This is a genomic window from Rhodobacter capsulatus (assembly GCF_052363175.1).
GTDB lineage: Bacteria > Pseudomonadota > Alphaproteobacteria > Rhodobacterales > Rhodobacteraceae > Rhodobacter > Rhodobacter capsulatus_D.
Genome location: NZ_CP198946.1, coordinates 3,308,551 through 3,327,073 on the forward strand (window position 1 = coordinate 3,308,551; position 18,523 = coordinate 3,327,073).

Annotated in this window: 21 protein-coding genes; 9 read left to right on the forward strand and 12 right to left on the reverse strand. The window is 65.7% G+C overall.

Annotation, left to right across the window (positions count from 1 at the left end):
* Nucleotides 1-244: 244 nt before the first annotated feature.
* The 4 genes from ACTTAI_RS17160 to ACTTAI_RS17175 all read left to right on the forward strand — a co-directional run bounded on the left by ACTTAI_RS17160 (nucleotide 245) and on the right by ACTTAI_RS17175 (nucleotide 3,021).
* On the forward strand, nucleotides 245-1,426 hold the full coding sequence (locus ACTTAI_RS17160) for an aspartate aminotransferase family protein (RefSeq protein WP_444452719.1): 1,182 nt from the start codon (nucleotides 245-247) through the stop codon (nucleotides 1,424-1,426).
* Between the two features lie 71 nt (nucleotides 1,427-1,497).
* Nucleotides 1,498-2,424 carry an ornithine carbamoyltransferase gene (gene argF / locus ACTTAI_RS17165; RefSeq protein ID WP_444452720.1) on the forward strand — a complete coding sequence of 309 codons (927 nt, stop codon included), beginning with the start codon at nucleotides 1,498-1,500 and terminating at the stop codon, nucleotides 2,422-2,424.
* Nucleotides 2,425-2,530: 106 nt separating this feature from the next.
* Nucleotides 2,531-2,803 carry a hypothetical protein gene (locus ACTTAI_RS17170; protein WP_444455793.1) on the forward strand — a complete coding sequence of 91 codons (273 nt, stop codon included), beginning with the start codon at nucleotides 2,531-2,533 and terminating at the stop codon, nucleotides 2,801-2,803.
* Nucleotides 2,722-3,021 (forward strand): isochorismatase family protein, encoded by a 300-nt coding sequence (locus ACTTAI_RS17175; RefSeq protein ID WP_444452721.1) that lies wholly within the window; start codon nucleotides 2,722-2,724, stop codon nucleotides 3,019-3,021. The genes ACTTAI_RS17170 and ACTTAI_RS17175 overlap by 82 nt, the downstream gene beginning before the upstream one ends.
* Here ACTTAI_RS17175 and hrpB read toward each other — a convergent pair.
* Both hrpB and ACTTAI_RS17185 read right to left on the reverse strand, forming a co-directional pair.
* Complete coding sequence (hrpB, locus tag ACTTAI_RS17180; protein WP_444452722.1) at nucleotides 3,018-5,456, reverse strand: ATP-dependent helicase HrpB; 2,439 nt, start codon at nucleotides 5,454-5,456, stop codon at nucleotides 3,018-3,020. The two genes, ACTTAI_RS17175 and hrpB, sit on opposite strands and share 4 nt — an antisense overlap.
* The gene (locus ACTTAI_RS17185) at nucleotides 5,453-6,190 is read right to left on the reverse strand and encodes a DUF3108 domain-containing protein (protein ID WP_444452723.1); all 738 of its coding nucleotides are present in this window, start codon (nucleotides 6,188-6,190) and stop codon (nucleotides 5,453-5,455) included. The genes hrpB and ACTTAI_RS17185 overlap by 4 nt, the downstream gene beginning before the upstream one ends.
* Before the next feature lie 122 nt (nucleotides 6,191-6,312).
* Here ACTTAI_RS17185 and meaB point away from each other — a divergent pair, with 122 nt between their 5' ends.
* Nucleotides 6,313-7,302: a methylmalonyl Co-A mutase-associated GTPase MeaB gene (gene meaB, locus ACTTAI_RS17190; protein WP_444452724.1), complete on the forward strand. Its 990-nt coding sequence runs from the start codon at nucleotides 6,313-6,315 to the stop codon at nucleotides 7,300-7,302.
* Nucleotides 7,303-7,354: 52 nt separating this feature from the next.
* Here meaB and rpmB read toward each other — a convergent pair whose 3' ends face one another.
* Both rpmB and ACTTAI_RS17200 read right to left on the reverse strand, forming a co-directional pair.
* Nucleotides 7,355-7,642 carry a 50S ribosomal protein L28 gene (gene rpmB / locus ACTTAI_RS17195; RefSeq protein ID WP_013068826.1) on the reverse strand — a complete coding sequence of 96 codons (288 nt, stop codon included), beginning with the start codon at nucleotides 7,640-7,642 and terminating at the stop codon, nucleotides 7,355-7,357.
* 123 nt (nucleotides 7,643-7,765) lie between these two features.
* Entirely contained in the window at nucleotides 7,766-8,458 is a 693-nt protein-coding gene (locus ACTTAI_RS17200) for an NAD-dependent deacylase (RefSeq protein ID WP_444452725.1), read from the reverse strand.
* 28 nt (nucleotides 8,459-8,486) lie between these two features.
* Between ACTTAI_RS17200 and ACTTAI_RS17205 the strand changes: the two genes are divergently transcribed.
* Entirely contained in the window at nucleotides 8,487-8,936 is a 450-nt protein-coding gene (locus ACTTAI_RS17205) for a low molecular weight protein-tyrosine-phosphatase (RefSeq protein WP_444452726.1), read from the forward strand.
* Here the strand turns inward: ACTTAI_RS17205 and ACTTAI_RS17210 are convergent.
* The 3 genes from ACTTAI_RS17210 to ACTTAI_RS17220 all read right to left on the reverse strand — a co-directional run bounded on the left by ACTTAI_RS17210 (nucleotide 8,921) and on the right by ACTTAI_RS17220 (nucleotide 10,004).
* Complete coding sequence (locus tag ACTTAI_RS17210; protein ID WP_444452727.1) at nucleotides 8,921-9,232, reverse strand: hypothetical protein; 312 nt, start codon at nucleotides 9,230-9,232, stop codon at nucleotides 8,921-8,923. The genes ACTTAI_RS17205 and ACTTAI_RS17210 overlap by 16 nt on opposite strands.
* Before the next feature lie 166 nt (nucleotides 9,233-9,398).
* On the reverse strand, nucleotides 9,399-9,587 hold the full coding sequence (gene copZ / locus ACTTAI_RS17215) for a copper chaperone CopZ (RefSeq protein ID WP_444452728.1): 189 nt from the start codon (nucleotides 9,585-9,587) through the stop codon (nucleotides 9,399-9,401).
* Between the two features lie 105 nt (nucleotides 9,588-9,692).
* A complete protein-coding gene (locus ACTTAI_RS17220) occupies nucleotides 9,693-10,004 on the reverse strand; it encodes a hypothetical protein (RefSeq protein ID WP_444452729.1) in 312 nt (103 codons plus the stop codon).
* A 262-nt stretch (nucleotides 10,005-10,266) separates the two neighbouring features.
* On the opposite strand from ACTTAI_RS17220, the gene lepA reads away from it, so the two are divergent.
* The 3 genes from lepA to ACTTAI_RS17235 all read left to right on the forward strand — a co-directional run bounded on the left by lepA (nucleotide 10,267) and on the right by ACTTAI_RS17235 (nucleotide 13,872).
* Nucleotides 10,267-12,066, forward strand: a complete 1,800-nt coding sequence (lepA, locus tag ACTTAI_RS17225) for a translation elongation factor 4 (RefSeq protein ID WP_444452730.1) — start codon at nucleotides 10,267-10,269, stop codon at nucleotides 12,064-12,066.
* A gap of 163 nt (nucleotides 12,067-12,229) precedes the next feature.
* A complete protein-coding gene (locus ACTTAI_RS17230) occupies nucleotides 12,230-13,093 on the forward strand; it encodes a BRCT domain-containing protein (protein WP_444452731.1) in 864 nt (287 codons plus the stop codon).
* 362 nt (nucleotides 13,094-13,455) lie between these two features.
* The gene (locus ACTTAI_RS17235; RefSeq protein WP_444452732.1) at nucleotides 13,456-13,872 is read left to right on the forward strand and encodes a hypothetical protein; all 417 of its coding nucleotides are present in this window, start codon (nucleotides 13,456-13,458) and stop codon (nucleotides 13,870-13,872) included.
* Nucleotides 13,873-14,000: 128 nt separating this feature from the next.
* Here ACTTAI_RS17235 and ACTTAI_RS17240 read toward each other — a convergent pair whose 3' ends face one another.
* The 5 genes from ACTTAI_RS17240 to ACTTAI_RS17260 all read right to left on the reverse strand — a co-directional run bounded on the left by ACTTAI_RS17240 (nucleotide 14,001) and on the right by ACTTAI_RS17260 (nucleotide 18,482).
* Nucleotides 14,001-14,207 carry a cold-shock protein gene (locus tag ACTTAI_RS17240; protein ID WP_110806090.1) on the reverse strand — a complete coding sequence of 69 codons (207 nt, stop codon included), beginning with the start codon at nucleotides 14,205-14,207 and terminating at the stop codon, nucleotides 14,001-14,003.
* A gap of 183 nt (nucleotides 14,208-14,390) precedes the next feature.
* Nucleotides 14,391-15,785, reverse strand: a complete 1,395-nt coding sequence (rimO, locus tag ACTTAI_RS17245; RefSeq protein ID WP_444452733.1) for a 30S ribosomal protein S12 methylthiotransferase RimO — start codon at nucleotides 15,783-15,785, stop codon at nucleotides 14,391-14,393.
* 142 nt (nucleotides 15,786-15,927) lie between these two features.
* On the reverse strand, nucleotides 15,928-16,575 hold the full coding sequence (locus tag ACTTAI_RS17250; protein WP_444452734.1) for a GcrA family cell cycle regulator: 648 nt from the start codon (nucleotides 16,573-16,575) through the stop codon (nucleotides 15,928-15,930).
* A gap of 151 nt (nucleotides 16,576-16,726) precedes the next feature.
* Nucleotides 16,727-17,161: an Lrp/AsnC family transcriptional regulator gene (locus ACTTAI_RS17255; protein WP_110806204.1), complete on the reverse strand. Its 435-nt coding sequence runs from the start codon at nucleotides 17,159-17,161 to the stop codon at nucleotides 16,727-16,729.
* Nucleotides 17,162-17,198: 37 nt separating this feature from the next.
* Entirely contained in the window at nucleotides 17,199-18,482 is a 1,284-nt protein-coding gene (locus ACTTAI_RS17260; RefSeq protein WP_444452735.1) for a 4-aminobutyrate--2-oxoglutarate transaminase, read from the reverse strand.
* Nucleotides 18,483-18,523: the final 41 nt, after the last annotated feature.

Here is an 18,523-nt window from a genome sequence, read left to right on the forward strand (position 1 = left end):
TTCGCAAAAGCGTGAAGCGGTCATTTCCTTTGACTTTGCGTCAGCCCGCCGCTAAGCGAAGGGCATGATCACGCGGACCGCCCTTATTGCCCGTCCCCGACGTCGCGCGCCCCGCGCCTGACGTTCGATCACCCGTGGCCTCTCGCCACACCTCTTTAGCAAAACCGTCCCTGAAGGCCCCAGACCGTTGACAGCCGCCCTGCGCCTGTTGCACGCCTTGGCCTTCCATTTTCAGGAGCAGAAAATGATCGCTTCCGTGCTGCCGACCTACACCCGCGCCCCCCTCGCCTTCGTGCGTGGCGAGGGCTCCTGGCTCTGGACGACGGATGGCAGCCGATACCTCGACCTTGGCGGGGGGATCGCGGTGAATGCGCTCGGCCATGCCGCGCCGGAACTGGTCGCGACGCTCACCGAACAGGCGGGCAAGCTCTGGCATGTGTCGAACCTCTACCAGATCCCGGAGCAGGAACGGCTCGCCGACATGCTGGTGGCCCATACCTTTGCCGACACCGTCTTCTTCACCAACTCGGGGACCGAGGCCTGCGAACTCGCCGTGAAGATGGTGCGCAAGTATTTCTACGAAAAGGGCCAGCCCGAGCGCACTGACATCCTGACCTTCTCGGGCGCCTTCCACGGCCGGTCCTCTGCCGCCATCGCCGCGGCCGGGACGGAAAAGATGGTCAAGGGCTTCGGCCCGCTACTGCCCGGGTTCGTCCACCTGCCCTGGGGCGATCTGGAGGCGGTCAAGGCCGCCGTCACCGACACCACCGCCGCGATCCTGATCGAACCGATTCAGGGCGAAGGCGGCATCCGCCCCGCGCCCGAGGGCTTCCTGAAAGCCCTGCGCGAGATCTGCGACGCCACCGGCACGCTTCTCGTCTTTGACGAGGTGCAATGCGGCGTCGCCCGCACCGGCCGCCTGTTCGCGCATGAATGGGCGGGCGTCACCCCGGACGTGATGATGGTGGCCAAGGGCATCGGCGGCGGCTTCCCGCTCGGCGCGGTGCTCGCCACCGAAACCGCGGCTTCGGGGATGATCGCGGGCACGCATGGCTCGACCTATGGCGGCAACCCGCTTGGCTGCGCGATCGGCGCGAAGATGATCGAGATCGTCAGCGCCCCCGGGTTCATGGAAGAGGTCAGCCGCAAGGCGGGCTTCCTGCGCCAGCGGCTTGAGGGCCTCGTCGCCGCCCATCCCGACATCTTCGAGGAGGTGCGCGGTCAGGGCCTGATGCTCGGCCTGCGCTGCAAGCTGCCGCCCGGAGATGTGGTGAAGGCGGCTTACGCGCAGAACCTGCTCACCGTGCCTGCCGCCGACAACGTGCTGCGGCTCCTGCCCGCGCTGACCATCTCCGAAGACGACATGGCCGAGGCCGTCCGCCGCCTTGATGCCGCCGCCACCGCGCTCGAACAGCAACCGGCCTGATTTATCTTGCCACAAATATCTCGGGGGGATTGGGGGGCAGAGCCCCCCGGCCTTTCGGGAAGGAAACCGGAATGACCCATTTTCTTGATCTTCACATCACGGCCCCTGCCGAATTGCGCGCGATGATCGACAGCGCCCGCGCGATGAAAACCGCCCGCAACGGCCGCCCGAAAGGCGCGCCCGATGACGACCAGCCGCTGGCGGGCTGCATGGTGGCGCTGATTTTCGAAAAACCCTCGACCCGGACCCGCGTCAGCTTCGATGTCGGCGTGCGGCAGATGGGCGGGCAGACGATGGTGCTCTCGGGCAAGGAGATGCAGCTGGGCCACGGCGAAACCATCGCCGACACCGCCCGGGTGCTCTCGCGCTATGTGGACCTGATCATGATCCGCACCTTCGAGGAAGCGACCCTGCTCGAAATGGCGGAATATGCCTCGGTTCCCGTCATCAACGGGCTGACGAACCGCACCCATCCCTGCCAGATCATGGCCGACATCATGACCTATGAAGAACACCGCGGCCCGATCGCCGGGCGCAAGGTGGTCTGGTCGGGCGACGGCAACAACGTCTGCGCCAGCTTCCTGCAAGCGGCCGGGCAGTTCGGGTTTGACCTGACCTTCACCGGGCCGCAGACGCTCGACCCTGAACGCGAATGGATCGAGTTTGCCCGCGGCAAGGGGGTGAATGTGGTGATCGAGCGCGACCCGGCCAAGGCGGTCGAAGGCGCCGATCTGGTCGTCACCGACACCTGGGTGTCGATGCATGACCCGGAATCGGCCAAGGAACGCCGCCACAACCAGCTGCGCGCCTATCAGGTGAACGAGGCGCTGATGGCCAAGGCGAAGCCCGATGCGCTGTTCATGCATTGCCTGCCTGCGCATCGCAACGACGAGGCGACCTCGGCCGTGATGGACGGCCCGCATTCGGTGATCTTCGACGAAGCGGAAAACCGGCTGCATGCGCAAAAGGCGATCATGCGCTGGGCCTTGGGCAAGTAAGGCAAGGCCGGGGGCGCTGCCCCCGGACCCCCGGCGTATTTGCGCCAAGAAAAAGGGCAAGGCGATGAGCAAGACCGCACTTCTGATCATCGACATGCAGAGCGAGATGCAGACGCGGCTCGATGCGGGCCGCGCGACGGTGAACCCCGAGGCCGGGGAGGCGATCGCGGCATTGGCTGCCGCCTGCCGGGAAAAAGGCGTGGCGGTGGTGCATGTGCGCCATCACGACCCCGATCCCGCCTCGCCCTTTCACGCGGATGCCCCCGGCGCGCAGCCGATGCCCTGCCCGGCGAAGCGGTGTTTGTCAAATCCACCTCCTCGGCCTTTGCCTCGACCGATCTGGCGACGCATCTGCGCGGACAGGGGATCACCCGGCTGATCATCACCGGAGCGGCGCTGGGCTTTTGCGTCACCTCGGCCGTGCGGGCGGCGGCAGATCTGGGCTTTGCGGTGATCTTGCCGCGCGATGCGGTCTTGGGCTTCGATCTGCCGATGATGGGGCTTTCGGCGGACGAGATCGCGAAAGTGACCTTCGGCTTGCTCGGCGCCGATTTCGCGACGCTTTCGAGCACGGCCGAAGTGATCGCCAGCCTTTAGGTGCCGCGCGGTTTCGCCCGCGTCGTCGGATCGGCCTCGCGCGGGTTTTCCGGCCAGGGGTGGCGCGGATAGCGGCCGCGCATCTCTTTTCTCACCTCGGCATAGGAACCATCCCAGAAGCCGGGCAGGTCCATCGTCACCTGAATCGGCTTGCCCCCGGGCGAGAGCAGCTCGATCCGCAGCGGGTGCCGTTTCGGACCGACGGACGGATGCACGCTCACCCCATACATCTCGGGCAGTTTCACCTCGATCGTCGGCACCTCAGCGCCGTAATCGATCGGCACGCGGCGCCCCAAGGGCGTTTCGAAATGGCCGGGGACGAGGCGATCGAGCTCGGCCATCTGGCCCCAGTCGAGCTGCGCCCGCAGCGCCTCGGTCAGGTCAAGATTGCGCAGATCGGCCTCGGTTCGGGCTTTCTTCAGCCACGGTAGAAGCACGTCGCCCGCCAGAAGCGCGGCATCGGAGAGGTCGGGGAGGTCTACACCATCGGCGCGCAGGATATCGACGCGGGCGCGGAACCGGGCGGCGCCGGGCGTCAGCGTCAGGCCGATCTGGCGCAGACCGTCGAGCGCGCCGCGCGCCATCGCCTCGGGCGGGGCCTCGGGCCAGTGCCGATCTTCCAGCACCAGCGCGCCGAAACGCTCCTGACGCCGGGCGACCACCCTGCCCTCGCGCTTCGACCATTCGCAGAGATCAACCCAGCCGATGCGGTTGCCATAGAGGCGGCGCAGCTCGGCATCGGCGAGCGCAAGGCCCTGCCGGACGCGGGCCTCGCGCGGGTCGCCGTCAAGGTCTGAGGCGACGATGAGCCGGTGCTTGCCCAGACCATCGGCCTCATCGACCACCGCACCCTTGCCGCCCGAAAGCACATAGCGCGCGGCATCGCCCTTGCGACGCAGACCGATGCGGTCGGGGTAGGCCAACGCCAGCATCTCGGCCGTGGAATAGGCGGCCGCGACCGGCTCGACCATCCGGGCAAGGCGCTTGGCTTCGAGACGAATGCGCTCGATCGTGCCGCGATGGAGTTGGCCGGGGTGATCGGTCTCGTAGCGGCCCGGGTTGGCGATGGCCGCAAGGCGCAGGGTCAGATCGGCCGAGGCGCCGCGGATCGGGTCGCGTTCTTCCAAAAGCGCGGCCAAGGTCGCGGCCTCTGGCCCCGACGTCACCAGCATATGGGCAAGGCGCGGATGCAGCGGCAGGGCGGCGAGCGCCTTGCCATGGGGCGTGATCCGGCCGCCCTCGAGCGCGCCGAGGCTTTCCAGCAGCACCCGCGCCTCGGCGAGCGCTGGCCCGGGCGGCGCGGTCAGGAAGGCAAGGTCCGAGCCATCGCTGCCCCATTGGGCGAGCTCAAGCGCAAGGCCCGACAGATCAGCCACCGCCATTTCGGGCGGGGCAAAGGCGGGCAGCGCGCCTTCCTCGCCCCTGGTCCAGAGCCGGTAACAGATCCCCTCGGCCACCCGACCGGCACGGCCGCGGCGTTGCTCGGCCTCGGCGCGCGACACACGCTCGGTCACCAGACGCGCCATCCCCGAGGCGGGATCAAAGCGCAGCCGCCGGGCCCGGCCCGCATCGACCACCACGCGGATGTCCTGAATGGTGAGCGAGGTCTCCGCGATCGAGGTCGCGAGCACCACCTTGCGACCGTTTTCGCAAGGCGCAATAGCGGCGCGTTGGGCGGCAAAGTCCATCGCCCCGAAGAGCGGGCGCAGATGCACCCCCGCAGGCAGACGGTCGCGCAGAAGCGATTCGGTGCGGCGGATCTCGGCCTCGCCGGGCAGGAAGACAAGGACACCGCCCGTTGTCTCGGCCACGGCTTCCTCGACCAGCCCGGCCACGGCGGGCTCAAGCCGAATCCCCGGCGCCATCGGACGGCCCAGCCAACGGGTTTCGACCGGAAAGGCGCGGCCCTCCGAGCGCAGGATGGGGGCATCATCGAGCAAAGCCGCCACCGGCTCGGCATCGAGCGTGGCCGACATGACAACCAGCATCAGATCAGGGCGCAGGGCGGAGCGCGCCTCCCAGACCAGCGCGAGGCCCAGATCGGCATTCAGCGAGCGTTCGTGGAATTCGTCGAAGATCACGCAGCCGATGCCGGTCAGTTCCGGGTCGGACTGGATCATCCGGGTGAGAATCCCTTCGGTCACCACCTCGATCCGGGTCGCTTTCGAGAGCTTCGCCTCGCCGCGGATGCGGTAGCCGACGCGCTGCCCCACGGCCTCGCCCAGAGTTTCCGCCATCCGTTCAGCCGCCGCGCGGGCGGCCAGACGGCGCGGTTCCAGCATCAGGATCCGGCCCGGCACCAGATCGAGCAGCGCAAGCGGCACGCGGGTGGTTTTCCCCGCGCCCGGCGGCGCCATCAGAACGGCGCGACCTGCGCGGCCAAGGGCGTCGCGCAGGTCGGGAAGAACAGCGTCGATGGGAAGCGTCGCGGTCACTGCCGGATCAGGTGGCCTTGGCCGATGATCGTGTCGGTGGCGATGTCGACCACGCGGAGCCGGGTGCCGTCGCCGGTGGGCGCATAGGTCAGCGTGAAGGGGAAGCGGGTCTTTTCCGCCATTTCCTTTTCCTTGAACCCGGCAATGCGTCGGTATTCGCCGGTGCAGGTCACGCCATCCTCGGTCGGCTGCGGCGCCGACAGCGCCACTTGCGAGCGCCGGACGCCATCGAACATCGTCACTTTCAGCGTGCAGGCCTCGTCCCGGTCGACATCGCGCAAGACCGCGTAGAGCGCGGTCAGGGGGTCGATCGTGCCGCCCTGCTTGGCCGGATCGACGTCGGTCGGACGCGGCGCCCGCGGCGGCTCGTGGCTGACCGAGGCGGGGGTGCCGTTCTTGTAGATCATCGTGTTCTTCGAGCTGTCATCGCCGCGCTGCGAGGCGACCTCGACCGCGCGGGGCGTGAAGCGGCCCTTCGCGAAGCTGCCCGAGGCGGTGGCATCGTAGCGGATCTTCTTGATCATGCCCGCCAGCCCGGTGGTCTTGACGACACCATTGGCGGCATAGGCGCCGCCCGCGATCTTGCCGTCGATGGCCAGCTCGCCCGCCTTGATCCCCTTGAGGACGACGTCGAAGACGATGCGGTCGCTCTGATCGGCCAGTGCGGGCTGGGCCGCCAGCAGCGCAAGGCCGGTGGCGAAAGCGGAAAGGGTGCGGGTCGGAACTGCTGTCATGGGCCTGTCTCTGCGGATGCCTTCGGACTGGACATACACCGCCCGTTGAGGGCATGAAACCGAAACCGTTTCACGCTGGTTGACGTTTTCGTTCGATCGGCACCGTTTCGCACAGGCCCGCCATGACCGCTTCCTTCGACACTGCCGCCGATCTGGCCCCCCGTCTCCTTGCCGGAGAACGCCGCGCGCTGGCGCGGGCGATCACGCTGGTGGAATCGGGCCGCGCCGATCATCGGGCGCAGGCGACGGCGCTGCTCGACCGGCTGGGCACCGAGAAAAAGGCGCTGCGGATCGGGCTTTCCGGCACGCCCGGGGTCGGAAAGTCGACCTTCATCGAAAGCTTCGGGATGATGCTGGTCGGGCTTGGGCTGCGGGTCGCGGTGCTGGCGGTCGATCCGTCCTCGGCGCGCTCGGGCGGCTCGATCCTGGGCGACAAGACCCGGATGGAGCGGCTCTCGCGCGAGCCTGCGGCCTTCATCCGCCCCTCGCCGTCGCAAGCACAGCTCGGCGGCGTGGCAAGGCGCACCCGCGAGGCGGTGGCGCTGTGCGAGGCGGCGGGCTTCGATGTCGTGCTGATCGAGACCGTCGGCGTCGGCCAATCGGAAACGCTGGTGGCCGAGATGACCGATCTTTTCATCCTACTGATGGCGCCCGCGGGCGGCGATGAACTTCAGGGCGTCAAGCGCGGGATCATGGAAATGGCCGACATGATTCTGGTCAACAAGGCCGATGGCGATCTGAAACCGGCGGCGCTGCGCACGGTCTCGGATTACGCCGGTGCGCTGCGGCTCTTGCGCCGCCGTCCGCAAGACCCGGAGGGGTTCCCGAAAGCCGTGCCGGTCTCGGCGCTGGCCGAGGAAGGGCTGAAGCTGGCCTGGGAAGACATGCAGAGCCTTGCCGCCTGGCGGCGCGAAAAGGGCCATTTCGATCGCCGTCGGGCCGAGCAGGCGCGGCACTGGTTCGAAACCGAAGTGCGCGAGGGGCTTCTGGCCCGGTTGACGCAGGACCCGGCGATTCGGGCGCGGATGCAGGCTTTGGGCACCTCCGTGGCCGAGGGGCAGGCCGCCCCGGCGGCCGCCGCGGCCGAGATGCTGGCGGAGTTGCAGCGCTGACATGAAAAAACCCCGCCAAAGGCGGGGTTTTCAGATCCGGTGGATCAGCCGATTACGCGGCGGCTTGCGCCTTGGCGATAGCTTTCTTGATTTTCAGCGCATTCGCCGAAAGTTCGTCATCCGAGGCTTTCGCGAGGAAAGCATCCAGACCACCACGGTGATCGACGGTGCGCAGGCCAGCGGCCGAAACGCGCAGCTGGAACGATTGCCCCAGCACGTCCGAGATCAGGGTGACTTCGTTCAGGTTCGGCAGAAAGCGGCGACGCGTCTTGTTGTTCGCGTGGCTGATGTTGTTGCCCGACATCGGGCCTTTGCCGGTCAGTTCGCAGACGCGCGACATGGCGTTGATCCTTCGTTTCCTCGGGCGACGCGGCCCACTTCCAATACTGCGGGACCCGCTGCACGCGGTGCCCGGAAATCCGTTCGCGGGGCATAAGGGCAAAGCCGCCCCGCGTCAAGCGATTCATGCGCAGAGCATCTCGTCCACCCAGGCCGGAACCACCTGTGTCGCGGGACCATGCCGGGCCTCGTCGAACATCCGGGTGCCCTGCGACGGCTCGAGATTGAGTTCCAGCGTCGGCACGCCCGCATGCATCGCATCGGCCACGAAGCCCGCCGCCGGATAGACATTGCCCGAGGTGCCGATCGAAACGAAGAGATCCGCCGCCCGCAGCGCCGTCCAGATCTCTTCCATACGATAGGGCATCTCGCCGAACCAGACGATATCGGGCCGCGTCGCGGGCTTGCCACAGGCCGGGCAGAACTGGGTCTTGTTCATCTCGGCGGGCGCAGACCAGCGATGGCCGCAGGCGGCGCACAGCGCCCCATTCAGCGTCCCGTGCATGTGGATGAGATTTTGCGACCCGGCGCGCTCGTGCAGGTCATCGACGTTTTGCGTGACGATCAGCACCTGATGCGCCCCCGCGGCTTCAAGTCGCGCCAGCGCCCGATGCGCCGCATTGGGCTCGGCCGCGGTCGCCGCCGCCCGGCGCTGGTTGTAGAACCGGTGCACCAAGGCGGGATTGCGCGCAAAACCCTCGGGCGTTGCCACATCCTCGATCCGGTGCTCCTCCCAAAGACCATCGCTGGCGCGGAAGGTGCGAATGCCACTTTCGGCAGAAATTCCCGCACCTGTGAGAATCACGATTCTGGCCATCGGCGTTTCCCCTTGGTAAACACCCCTCATGCGTATCCTGTTTCTCTGCCTTGGCAACATCTGTCGCTCCCCCGCAGCCGAGGGGGTCTTCCGCACGCTCGCCGCGAACGAGGGCGTGCCCGTCACGCTCGACAGCGCCGGAACCGGTGGCTGGCACGCAGGCGAGCCGCCCTATGGCCCGATGCAGGCGGCGGCGAAAGCCCGCGGCCATGATCTGAGCAGCCTGCGGGCGCGGCAGCTGAAGCCCGAGGATTTCCGCAGCTTCGATCTGATTCTGGCGATGGACCGGCAGAACTACCGCGATGCGCAGACAGTGCGGCCTGCGGATGCGACGGCGCGGCTGGAGATGTTCCTGCAAAGCGAACGCGGGGTCTCGGACGTGCCGGACCCCTATTATACGCGGGATTTCGAAGGCTGCCTCGACATCATCGAGGCAGGATCACGGGCCTTGCTGAAGCGGCTTCAGCGCGCGCAGTAAGCTTCGGCCGCTTGGGCAAAGCCCTTGTAGCGCAGCCAGAAATCTTCGTCCGAAGCGCGGTCGGAGACGCGGGTTTCCTGCGCCTGATCGGGATCTTCGAAGAATTTCGCCGCGCGGCGCTGATCCGAACGCGACAGGGTCTGGTCAGCCACCTGCTGGATGCAGCCACAAAGCGACGGATCGGCGGTGCGGCCGGCGCGCAGGCAGGCGTTGTCGATCGGACCCGCAAAGGCAGCCGATCCCACAAGAACAAAAGCCGCAGAGAACGCGGCGGCGGTCAGGGTAAGTTTCATCATGCTCTGCTCTCGGTTGCGGGTCGGGTTCGTGCCCAAATCCCATCGATTTGACGTTTCCTTTAGGGGATTCGGCAAGCAGGCACAATGGCTTCGGCAGCTTTCCGCCGATCAAATGCCACTGCCGCCAGATTTGGCGGCAGTGGCCTGATTTTTGCCGAAATCTTGGTCAGGCGATGACTTCGGCTTCGAAGCCTGCAGCCTTGAGCGCCGCCAGAACGGTTTCCTCGGGCAGACCATTCACCTCGACCTCACGGTCGTCGAGACTGACGAGGGCCTTTCCGCCCACTTCGGTGATGGCAGCTTCCACGCTGGCCTTGCAATGGCCGCAGGTCATGTTGGGGACGGACAGGATCATCGGGGGCCTCCGCAATTCATTCCCATGATCTGGCGCGAACCATCGGCGTCGTCAACCGGGATACCGGGATTGTGCAAAAGAAAGCCGAGCCTGCCCCTGCCCGGCTCAGAATGCCAACACCCCCTCGGCCAGAAGCAGCCCATCGCAGGTGACGCGGTAGGGGCGCTCGCCCGGCCGCAACTGGCCCAGCGAATATTCGACCGTGATCGGTTGCTCGACCGTGGTGAAGATCCCCGCCCGCTGCCGCGTGCGCAGCGACAGAAGCACCCCCGAGGTGGTCAGCGCCGCCTCGCCGACAATGCTCCAGCCCGCATCGGGCAGCACGCCCTTGAGCCGGATGAAAGTGACCAGACCGGCGCTGCGGGTGCTGACCGATTTGATCGTGAGCGGGGTTTTCAGAGTGGCTTGCGTGTTCATGATGCGCCTCAGCCTCCGGTCGTGTCGTGCTGTGGCTTGGCAGTGCAATCGGGTCTCGACATCCTCTCTCTCCCTCCCTGGATGAGATTGTCCGTTGATCGTCTGCTAGGCGCCGGATCCCCGGCCCGATAACGCTACCACTCGCCCTATGGTTGCGTCAACGGACTCGCATTGACCGGGCGACCTGCTGCTCGCGCCGACCGCACGCGCCGCCCCGCAATCCCCCTTCCCGCACCCCTGATTTGCTGCTATTTGCGCGCCCATGAAAAAGCTCGATCACATCCGCAACTTCTCCATCGTGGCGCATATCGACCACGGCAAATCCACCCTTGCCGACCGTCTGATCCAGATGACGGGCACGGTGGCCGCGCGCGACATGAAAGAGCAGATGCTCGACAGCATGGATATCGAGCGCGAGCGCGGCATCACCATCAAGGCGAACACCGTGCGGATCGAATATCCGGCCCAGGATGGGCGGACCTACATCCTGAACCTGATCGACACCCCCGGCCACGTCGACTTCGCCTATGAGGTGAGCCGCTCGATGCGCGCCGTCGAGGGTTCGCTGCTCGTCGTCGACGCCTCGCAGGGCGTCGAGGCGCAGACGCTGGCGAACGTCTATCAGGCGATCGACGCGGGCCATGACATCGTGCCGGTCTTGAACAAGATCGACCTGCCCGCCGCCGACCCGGATGCGGTGAAGAAGAACATCGAGGATGTGATCGGCCTCGATGCTTCCGACGCGATTCCGATTTCGGCGAAGACCGGGCTTGGCATTCCCGATGTGCTCGAAGCCATCGTGCACCGCCTGCCCGCGCCCGAGGGCGATGTGGATGCGCCGCTGAAAGCGATGCTCGTCGACAGCTGGTACGACCCCTACCTTGGCGTCGTCGTGATGATCCGCGTCATGGATGGCGTCGTGCGCAAGGGCGACCAGATCAAGATGATGCAGACCGGCGCCAGCTACCGCATCGACAAGCTCGCCGTGCTGAAGCCGCAGATGGTCGACATTGCCGAGCTTGGCCCGGGCGAGATCGGCGTTCTGACTGCCTCGATCAAGCAGGTCCGCGATACCCGCGTCGGCGACACCATCACCCACGAGCGCAAGCCCTGCGACGCCGCCCTGCCGGGCTTCAAACCGGCGCAGCCGGTGGTGTTCTGCGGTCTTTTCCCGGTCGATGCGAACGACTTCGAGCCGCTGCGCGACGCGATCGAGAAACTGGCGCTGAACGACGCGAGCTTCACCTACGAGATGGAAACCTCGGCCGCGCTTGGCTTTGGTTTCCGCTGCGGCTTCCTCGGCCTTCTGCACCTTGAAGTCGTGCGCGACCGTCTGGAACGCGAATATGACCTCGATCTGATCACCACCGCGCCCTCGGTCGTGTTCAAGCTCTACATGAAGGACGGCGAAGTGCGCGACCTGCACAACCCCGCCGACCTGCCCGACCTGACCTATGTCGACCATATCGAGGAACCGCGGATCAAGGCGACGATCATGGTTCCGGATGAATATCTGGGCGACGTGCTGAAGCTGTGCCAGGACCGCCGCGGCATCCAGATGGACCTGACCTACGCGGGTTCGCGGGCGATGGTGGTCTATGACCTGCCGCTGTCGGAAGTCGTGTTCGACTTCTACGACCGGCTGAAATCGGTGACGAAGGGCTACGCCAGCTTCGACTATCAGCTCGCCGAGTACCGCGAGGATTTTCTGGTCAAGATGTCGATCCTCGTGAACGACGAGCCGGTGGATGCGCTCTCGATCATGGTGCACCGCGACCGCGCCGAAGGCCGCGGCCGGGCGATGGTGGAGAAGCTGAAAGAGCTGATCCCGCGGCACATGTTCAAGATCCCGATTCAGGCGGCGATCGGCGGCCGGGTGATCGCGCGCGAAACGCTGAGCGCGATGCGCAAGGACGTGACGGCGAAATGCTACGGCGGCGACGCGACGCGGAAGAAGAAGCTGCTCGAGAAGCAGAAAGCCGGGAAGAAGAAGATGCGCCAGTTCGGGAAGGTGGAAATCCCGCAAAGCGCGTTCATTGCGGCATTGAAGATGGATGAGTGAGATGCGACCCCGCCCTTGGGCGGGGTCAAATCGTTCCAGGGAAACGATTTGAGCATCGAACGCCCGAGCACACTTGCGAGGGCCAGCGGCGCGAGCGAGAGACTTGAAAATTCACCCTGCTGTGCGATCCTCTTCGGATGGATTTTGTCAGGGTTGATTGGATATGGACCATAACGGCTACGCACTGGGTCGCATTCACCGGGTCGCAAACGATCGGAAGTTCTTTTGTCACTTCACCGGCTTCCTTGAGGGTGTCGCCGCAAGCGGCATGATCGAGCGTGGTGAAGTCGCCCCCCTTCTCGCTGAATGCCGCGAATTTGTCTCGAGAATTGCCGATGATGATGCGCACGAAATTCTCGAAGACTTCGAGGCGGAGTTACTGGAGCATGACACGATCACCCTGATGGTGGAGGTGCGTGCACGACAAATCGATCCTGAATGCCCCAAGAGCAGCCTCAACCGCTTTCTGGGCTACTGTCGCGGGATCGTCTGCGACAGCGTGATTACGACGTCGGAGGCGCAAGGCATCCTCCAGATGATCGCAAAGGCTCCACAGCTTCTGGATGCAATCGGGGTCAAAGAAATTCACAACACCTGCCTCGATGCGGTGCAGGACGAGATCGTCACACCGGATGAGTCCCTGATCGTCTGCGAGGCTATCGGGAGAGTGGTCGGTGACTCCTATGGCGACACGGGCTTGTCGGATGTTTTTGGGGTGGCGAACTACGACGAATGCAAGCTTGCTCGGTTTCCCGAAGACCTTGACGGGGCTCAGGTCGTCTTGACGGGAACGTTTCAAACCGTCCCGCGAAGCCATTTCGAGGACGAACTCGCTGACCTGGGCGCGGTCATTGCGAAGTCGGTCAGCGGCAAGACAGATTATCTGATCGTCGGAGGCACCGCTTCGCGCGATTGGATCGAAGTTAACCGTGGCACGAAACTTCGTAAGGCGATGGAACTTTGCCTTGTGGGGAAAGGGCCCCGGTTTGTCTCCGAATGGCAATTGCTCAGATTGATGGGCAAGTGAAGCCGCGTGGGGTGATGATCCGCCCGATGTGCAACGTGCCCCCGGTCCATGTCGGGCGACGCACCGAATGATCTGAACCAGCGCGGGACGGGCGACTCACTGAAGGCCTTTGGGCACCCGGCGGTCACGGGGCATCTCGAGCGCGGGGCCTCTGCCGAGCAGCCCTCCCCCCCTCAGACAACGCTCACGGCCCCCTTCACCCTCCCTCACAATGTCGCGTGATCGGTGTAATTGCGCACAATAATACGATTTTTTTCGCTGTTTTCAATTACCACGCACAGATCCATATTCCCCTCATGACGACGGAACGACACGCTGTCACCGTCCATCACGTTGATAAACAAAGGAAATGGAGAACTTCTATGCGCAATGAACTCGTCTTCGCCGGTCTGGCCCTTGTCCTTGCGGCGGGTGCCGCGAATGCCACCGGCGTGACCCCGGGCCATCAGCAGCTGGCCAACCAACTCGGCGTCGAAGCCGGGGCTTACAGCACCAGCGAACTGGCCCAGATCGCCGATGCCCGCCGCCATGATGACCAAAGCACCGTCGCCTGGCTTCTCGCTCATGGCAACAGCCGTGCAAGCAACGAAACCTCGGTCGGCAAGGCGCAGATCGCCGCGCAGCTCGGGCTCGACGCGTCGGACTTCACCGCCGCCGAACTGACTCAGATCGTTGACGCGAAACGCGAGGGCAACCTGCATACGGTGAATTTCGTCCTGAAACACGAAAACCGCAACGACATCTATTTCCCGCAGCGCGACGTCGGCCACGAAAAGTAAGACCGTCGGTCCGCCGTGGCGGCGGGCTTTGACGTCAAGGGGCGGTTCCTTCGGGGCCGCCCTTTCTGCATCCCGAATGAAAAACGGCCCCTGAAGGGGCCGCTTTCCGAAATCCCGTGCGCACAGGCTCAGGCGATGGCGAGGTTGATCGCCGATTCGCGGCCATCGCGGCCTTTTTCCAGATCGTAGTTGATCGCTTGGCCGTCGTTCAGGCCGCGCAGACCGGCGCGCTCGACCGCCGAGATGTGCACGAACACGTCCTTACCGCCGGTTTCCGGGGCGATAAAGCCGAAGCCTTTGGTTTGGTTGAACCATTTCACGGTGCCTTTGGCCATCCGTAGTCTCCTTCTATATGCCGCCCGCAGGATTGCGGCGGCCCGGCTCAGTCACGTCACGATCGAGAACTGTAGCCGCAGAGGGAGCAGGTCGTCGAAAAGGCGCGGTGCGCAGGGAAATGATATGGGGCCATCACTCCCGCATTGCAAGAAAATTGCGCGCGGGATGGCGCGGCAAAAAGCCTATTGCACGCGCCCCCAAAGATCGTAATCGGAGGCCTCTTCGACCTCGACCGTGACCATGTCGCCCGGCGCGAGCGACTCGAAATCCTCGTCGATGAACAAATTGCCATCGATTTCAGGGGCATCGGCACGGGTGCGGCAGGTGGCGCCCTCGTCATCGACGGTATCGACCAGCACCTGCTGAATCGTGCCGACCTTGGCCGCAAGCTTCGCTTCGGAAATCGCCTGCGCGGTTTCCATGAAGCGTTCCCAGCGCTCCTGTTTCAACTCTGGGGCGATATGGCCCGGCAGATCGTTCGAGCGGGCGCCCTTGACGTTCTCGTACTGGAAGCAGCCGACTCGGTCGAGCTGCGCCTCCTGCATCCAGTCGAGCAGATACTGGAACTCCGCCTCGGTCTCGCCGGGATAGCCGACGATGAAGGTCGAGCGCAGCACGATCTCGGGGCAATCCGCACGCCAGGCGGCGATCTCGTCAAGCGTCTTCGCCGAGGCCGCGGGCCGGGCCATGCGTTTCAGCGTCTCGGGGTGGGCGTGCTGGAACGGAATGTCGAGATAAGGCAGCACGAGGCCCTCCGCCATCAGCGGGATCAGCTCGCGCACATGCGGGTAGGGGTAGACGTAATGCAGCCGCACCCAGGCGCCCGAGGGCTGGGCGAGCTTGCCCAGTTCCCGCGTCAGGTCGGTGATATGCGCGCGGACCTCGCCATCCTTCCAGGCGGTCGCCTCGTGCTTGCGGTCAAGCCCGTAGGCGGAGGTGTCCTGCGAGATCACCAGCAACTCCCGCACGCCGGCCTCGAGCAACTTCTCGGCCTCGCGCAGCACCGCATGGGCCGGGCGGCTGACCAGCTTGCCGCGCATGTCGGGGATGATGCAGAACTTGCAGGCGTGATTGCAGCCCTCGGAAATCTTCAGATAGCTGAAGTGGCGCGGCGTCAGCTTGATGCCGGTGGCGGGCAGAAGATCGACAAAGGGATCGGGCTTCGGCGGCACCGCGCCGTGCACGGCATCCAGCACCTGCTCGTATTGCTCGGGGCCGGTGACGGCCAGAACCTTCGGATGCACGCCGGTGATGAACTCGGGCTCGGCGCCCAGACAACCGGTGACGATCACCTTGCCGTTTTCGGAAAGCGCCTCGCCGATGGCTTCCAGGCTTTCGGCCTTGGCGCTGTCCAGAAACCCGCAGGTGTTCACGATCACCGCATCGGCGCCCTGATAGCTGGGCGAGATCGCATAGCCCTCTGCCCGCAACCGGGTCAGGATGCGTTCGCTGTCGACGAGCGCCTTGGGGCAACCGAGCGAGACCATGCCGATCGTCGGCTGGCCCGGACGGGGGGCATCGGTCATCAGCGCCTTGGGGGCGAGGTCGGGGCGGAGGTTGGGCGGGTTCTGGCTCATGGGCAGGGCTTATACCGGCAAGCGCGCAAGGCGGGAAGGAGAGAAACGGAAAGGGCGCCCGCAGGCGCCCTGTTCTTTGTGCGATCCGTCAGCTCAGCGACGACGATCCAGGCGCTGTTGCGCCTTGCCGGGCCGCGTCGCCTCAGCGCCGACGATCCCGGCGGGCGCTCATCGGTTGGAACGCCACCGAGACATGCGCCTCGCAATAGGGTTTGCCCGCCTGACTCGGCAGGCCGCAGAAATAGAAATGCTCCGTCGCCGGGTCCCCGATCGGCCATTTGCAGGTGCGCTCGGTCAATTCCATAAGCGAGATCTTGCGCGAGCGCTTTTCGACTTCGCGCACCGAAGCGAGCGTCTCGGGGCTGATTTCATTCAGCGAGGGCTGCGGCGGCAGCGGTTGGCCCGCGGGCACCAGCGCCGGTTTGCGCACGACGCCGGGCACCGAGGCGACCGGCGCAGCCGGTTGCGGCGCGGCGGGCGCGGGGCGCGGCGGCACCGCGGCGATCGTCGGACGCACGGGTTCGGGCTCGGGCTCGACACGCGGGGTCGCGGCGGCGGCGGGCGCAGCCACCGGCTCGGGCGCGGCGGGTTTCGCAGCAGCGGCAGGCGCCGCGGCCGGGGCGGGCGCAGCAGGCGCCCCTTCGACCCGGTTCGACAGGCCCAGACGGTGCACCTTGCCGATCACGGCATTGCGCGTCACCCCGCCCAGTTCCTTGGCGATCTGACTTGCCGATTGACCCTCGGTCCACATCTTCTTCAGAAGTTCGACACGTTCATCGGTCCAGGACATCGGCGCACCTTGTTTCTTCGCCCCTGCGAGGGCGGCGTTCATCACCCGGCTGGGCGTCACCCGGCGGGGCGGTCATGCCCCATTTTAGCCGGGACGGTGCGCAATACAAGGACCGTCCCGGAATTTCAAGGGCGACCGAGAAGCCCGGCGCTCAGAACCGCGCAGCCGGGCGGCGGGAGGACAGCTGGAGGTTGGTTTCCGTCCGCCCCACCCCCTCGACACGACGGATCGACAGGATCGTCTCGTCGAGTTCTTCAAGCGAGCGGGCCCCGATTTCGGCAATCAGGTCCCACTGCCCGTTCGTCGTATGCACGGCCTGCACAGGCGGCAGGCCGAGCAGGCGGGCGACCACCTTTTCGGTGGCGCGGCCGTCGATGCACAGCATCATCAGGCCCCGCACCGGCGCGGCAGAGACATCGGCGCGCGTCATCACGGTGAAGCCCGAGATTTCGCCACGCGCCACCAGCCGCTCGATCCGCGCGCGCACGGTGGCGCGCGAGAGACCGAGTTGCACGGCAAGGTCAGACACCGCCGCCCGACCGTCGCGGCGCAAAGCCGCGATCAGCCGTTGATCGGTGTCGTCCAGACGCTCAACCCCGCGTGCAGGCTCGCCCCACATCGCCTCAGCCCTTCGCGGCGAGGATCGAGGCTTCGAGGATATCAAGCGCCTCGTCGAAGACCGCGTCCTGAATGGTCAGCGGCGCGAGGAAGCGGATGACGTTGCCATAGACGCCGCAGGTCAGCAGGATCAGGCCGCGCTTCAGCGCCTCTTCACGGACGCGGTTGGTCATCTCCGGGTTCGGCGTGTGGGTGCCCGCCACGTTGAACTCGACCGCGTTCATGAAGCCCGGGCCGCGGATGTCGATGATTTCCGGCACGCTGTCCTGCAGGGCGGCCAGACGCTGCTTGAGCCGCGCGCCCAGACGCTCGGCGCGGGCGCAGAGCTGTTCATCCTCGATCACGTCGAGCACGGCATGCGCGGCGGCGACGGCAATCGGGCTGCCCGCATAGGTGCCGCCCAAACCGCCCGGGTTCGGGCTGTCCATGATTTCCGCCTTGCCGGTCACGGCCGAGATCGGGAAACCGCCGCCAAGGCCCTTGGCCATCGTGGTCAGGTCCGCGGCAACGCCGTGATGTTCCATCGCAAAGAGCTTGCCGGTACGGGCAAAGCCGGTCTGCACTTCGTCGGCGATCAGCACGATGCCGTTCTTGTCGGCGATTTCGCGCAGCTTCTTCATGAAGCCTTCCGGCACCGGGTAGAAGCCGCCCTCGCCCTGCACGGGCTCGACGATGATCGCGGCGACGCGGGCGGGTTCGATGTCGGCCTTGAACAGGCGTTCCAGCGCCGCAACCGCTTCATCCCCCGACACGCCGTGCAGCGGGCAGGGGAAGGGCAGGTGCCAGACGTCGTTCATCATCGGGCCGAAGCCGACCTTGTAGGGCTGAACCTTGCCGGTCAGCGTCATGCCCATGAAGGTGCGGCCGTGGAAGCCCCCCGCAAAGGCGACGACGCCCGCGCGGCCGGTATAGTGCCGCGCGATCTTGATCGCGTTTTCAACGGCTTCTGCGCCGGTGGTCGCGAAGATGGTTTTCTTGGCGAAGTCGCCCGGAACGGCGGCGTTCAGACGCTCGGCCAGTTCGACATAGTTTTCGTAGGGAACGACCTGATGGCAGGTGTGGGTGAAGGCGTCGAGCTGCGCCTTGACCGCCTCGATCACGCGCGGATGGCGGTGGCCGGTGTTCACCACGGCGATGCCCGCGGCGAAGTCGATGTAGCGGGTGCCGTTCTTGTCCCAGATTTCCGCGTTCTCGGCGCGTTCGGCATAGATCTGCGTCGTCACGCCAACGCCTTTGGCGATGGCGGCGGTGCGGCGGGCGGAAAGGTCGGGCGAGGTTTGGACGGTCATGGAGGGCTCCGATTCGAGATGCGCCATCCTCTCACTTTACA

What these genes read in the sequence shown, in the direction of transcription:
- ACTTAI_RS17160 (WP_444452719.1), top strand. Translation starts at nt 245, where the DNA reads ATGATCGCTTCCGTGCTGCCGACCTACACCCGCGCCCCCCTCGCCTTC.
- argF (WP_444452720.1), top strand. Translation starts at nt 1,498, where the DNA reads ATGACCCATTTTCTTGATCTTCACATCACGGCCCCTGCCGAATTGCGC.
- ACTTAI_RS17170 (WP_444455793.1), top strand. Translation starts at nt 2,531, where the DNA reads ATGCAGACGCGGCTCGATGCGGGCCGCGCGACGGTGAACCCCGAGGCC.
- ACTTAI_RS17185 (WP_444452723.1), bottom strand. Translation starts at nt 6,190, where the DNA reads ATGACAGCAGTTCCGACCCGCACCCTTTCCGCTTTCGCCACCGGCCTT.
- meaB (WP_444452724.1), top strand. Translation starts at nt 6,313, where the DNA reads ATGACCGCTTCCTTCGACACTGCCGCCGATCTGGCCCCCCGTCTCCTT.
- rpmB (WP_013068826.1), bottom strand. Translation starts at nt 7,642, where the DNA reads ATGTCGCGCGTCTGCGAACTGACCGGCAAAGGCCCGATGTCGGGCAAC.
- ACTTAI_RS17200 (WP_444452725.1), bottom strand. Translation starts at nt 8,458, where the DNA reads ATGGCCAGAATCGTGATTCTCACAGGTGCGGGAATTTCTGCCGAAAGT.
- ACTTAI_RS17205 (WP_444452726.1), top strand. Translation starts at nt 8,487, where the DNA reads ATGCGTATCCTGTTTCTCTGCCTTGGCAACATCTGTCGCTCCCCCGCA.
- ACTTAI_RS17210 (WP_444452727.1), bottom strand. Translation starts at nt 9,232, where the DNA reads ATGATGAAACTTACCCTGACCGCCGCCGCGTTCTCTGCGGCTTTTGTT.
- copZ (WP_444452728.1), bottom strand. Translation starts at nt 9,587, where the DNA reads ATGATCCTGTCCGTCCCCAACATGACCTGCGGCCATTGCAAGGCCAGC.
- ACTTAI_RS17220 (WP_444452729.1), bottom strand. Translation starts at nt 10,004, where the DNA reads ATGAACACGCAAGCCACTCTGAAAACCCCGCTCACGATCAAATCGGTC.
- lepA (WP_444452730.1), top strand. Translation starts at nt 10,267, where the DNA reads ATGAAAAAGCTCGATCACATCCGCAACTTCTCCATCGTGGCGCATATC.
- ACTTAI_RS17230 (WP_444452731.1), top strand. Translation starts at nt 12,230, where the DNA reads ATGGACCATAACGGCTACGCACTGGGTCGCATTCACCGGGTCGCAAAC.
- ACTTAI_RS17235 (WP_444452732.1), top strand. Translation starts at nt 13,456, where the DNA reads ATGCGCAATGAACTCGTCTTCGCCGGTCTGGCCCTTGTCCTTGCGGCG.
- ACTTAI_RS17240 (WP_110806090.1), bottom strand. Translation starts at nt 14,207, where the DNA reads ATGGCCAAAGGCACCGTGAAATGGTTCAACCAAACCAAAGGCTTCGGC.
- rimO (WP_444452733.1), bottom strand. Translation starts at nt 15,785, where the DNA reads ATGAGCCAGAACCCGCCCAACCTCCGCCCCGACCTCGCCCCCAAGGCG.
- ACTTAI_RS17250 (WP_444452734.1), bottom strand. Translation starts at nt 16,575, where the DNA reads ATGTCCTGGACCGATGAACGTGTCGAACTTCTGAAGAAGATGTGGACC.
- ACTTAI_RS17260 (WP_444452735.1), bottom strand. Translation starts at nt 18,482, where the DNA reads ATGACCGTCCAAACCTCGCCCGACCTTTCCGCCCGCCGCACCGCCGCC.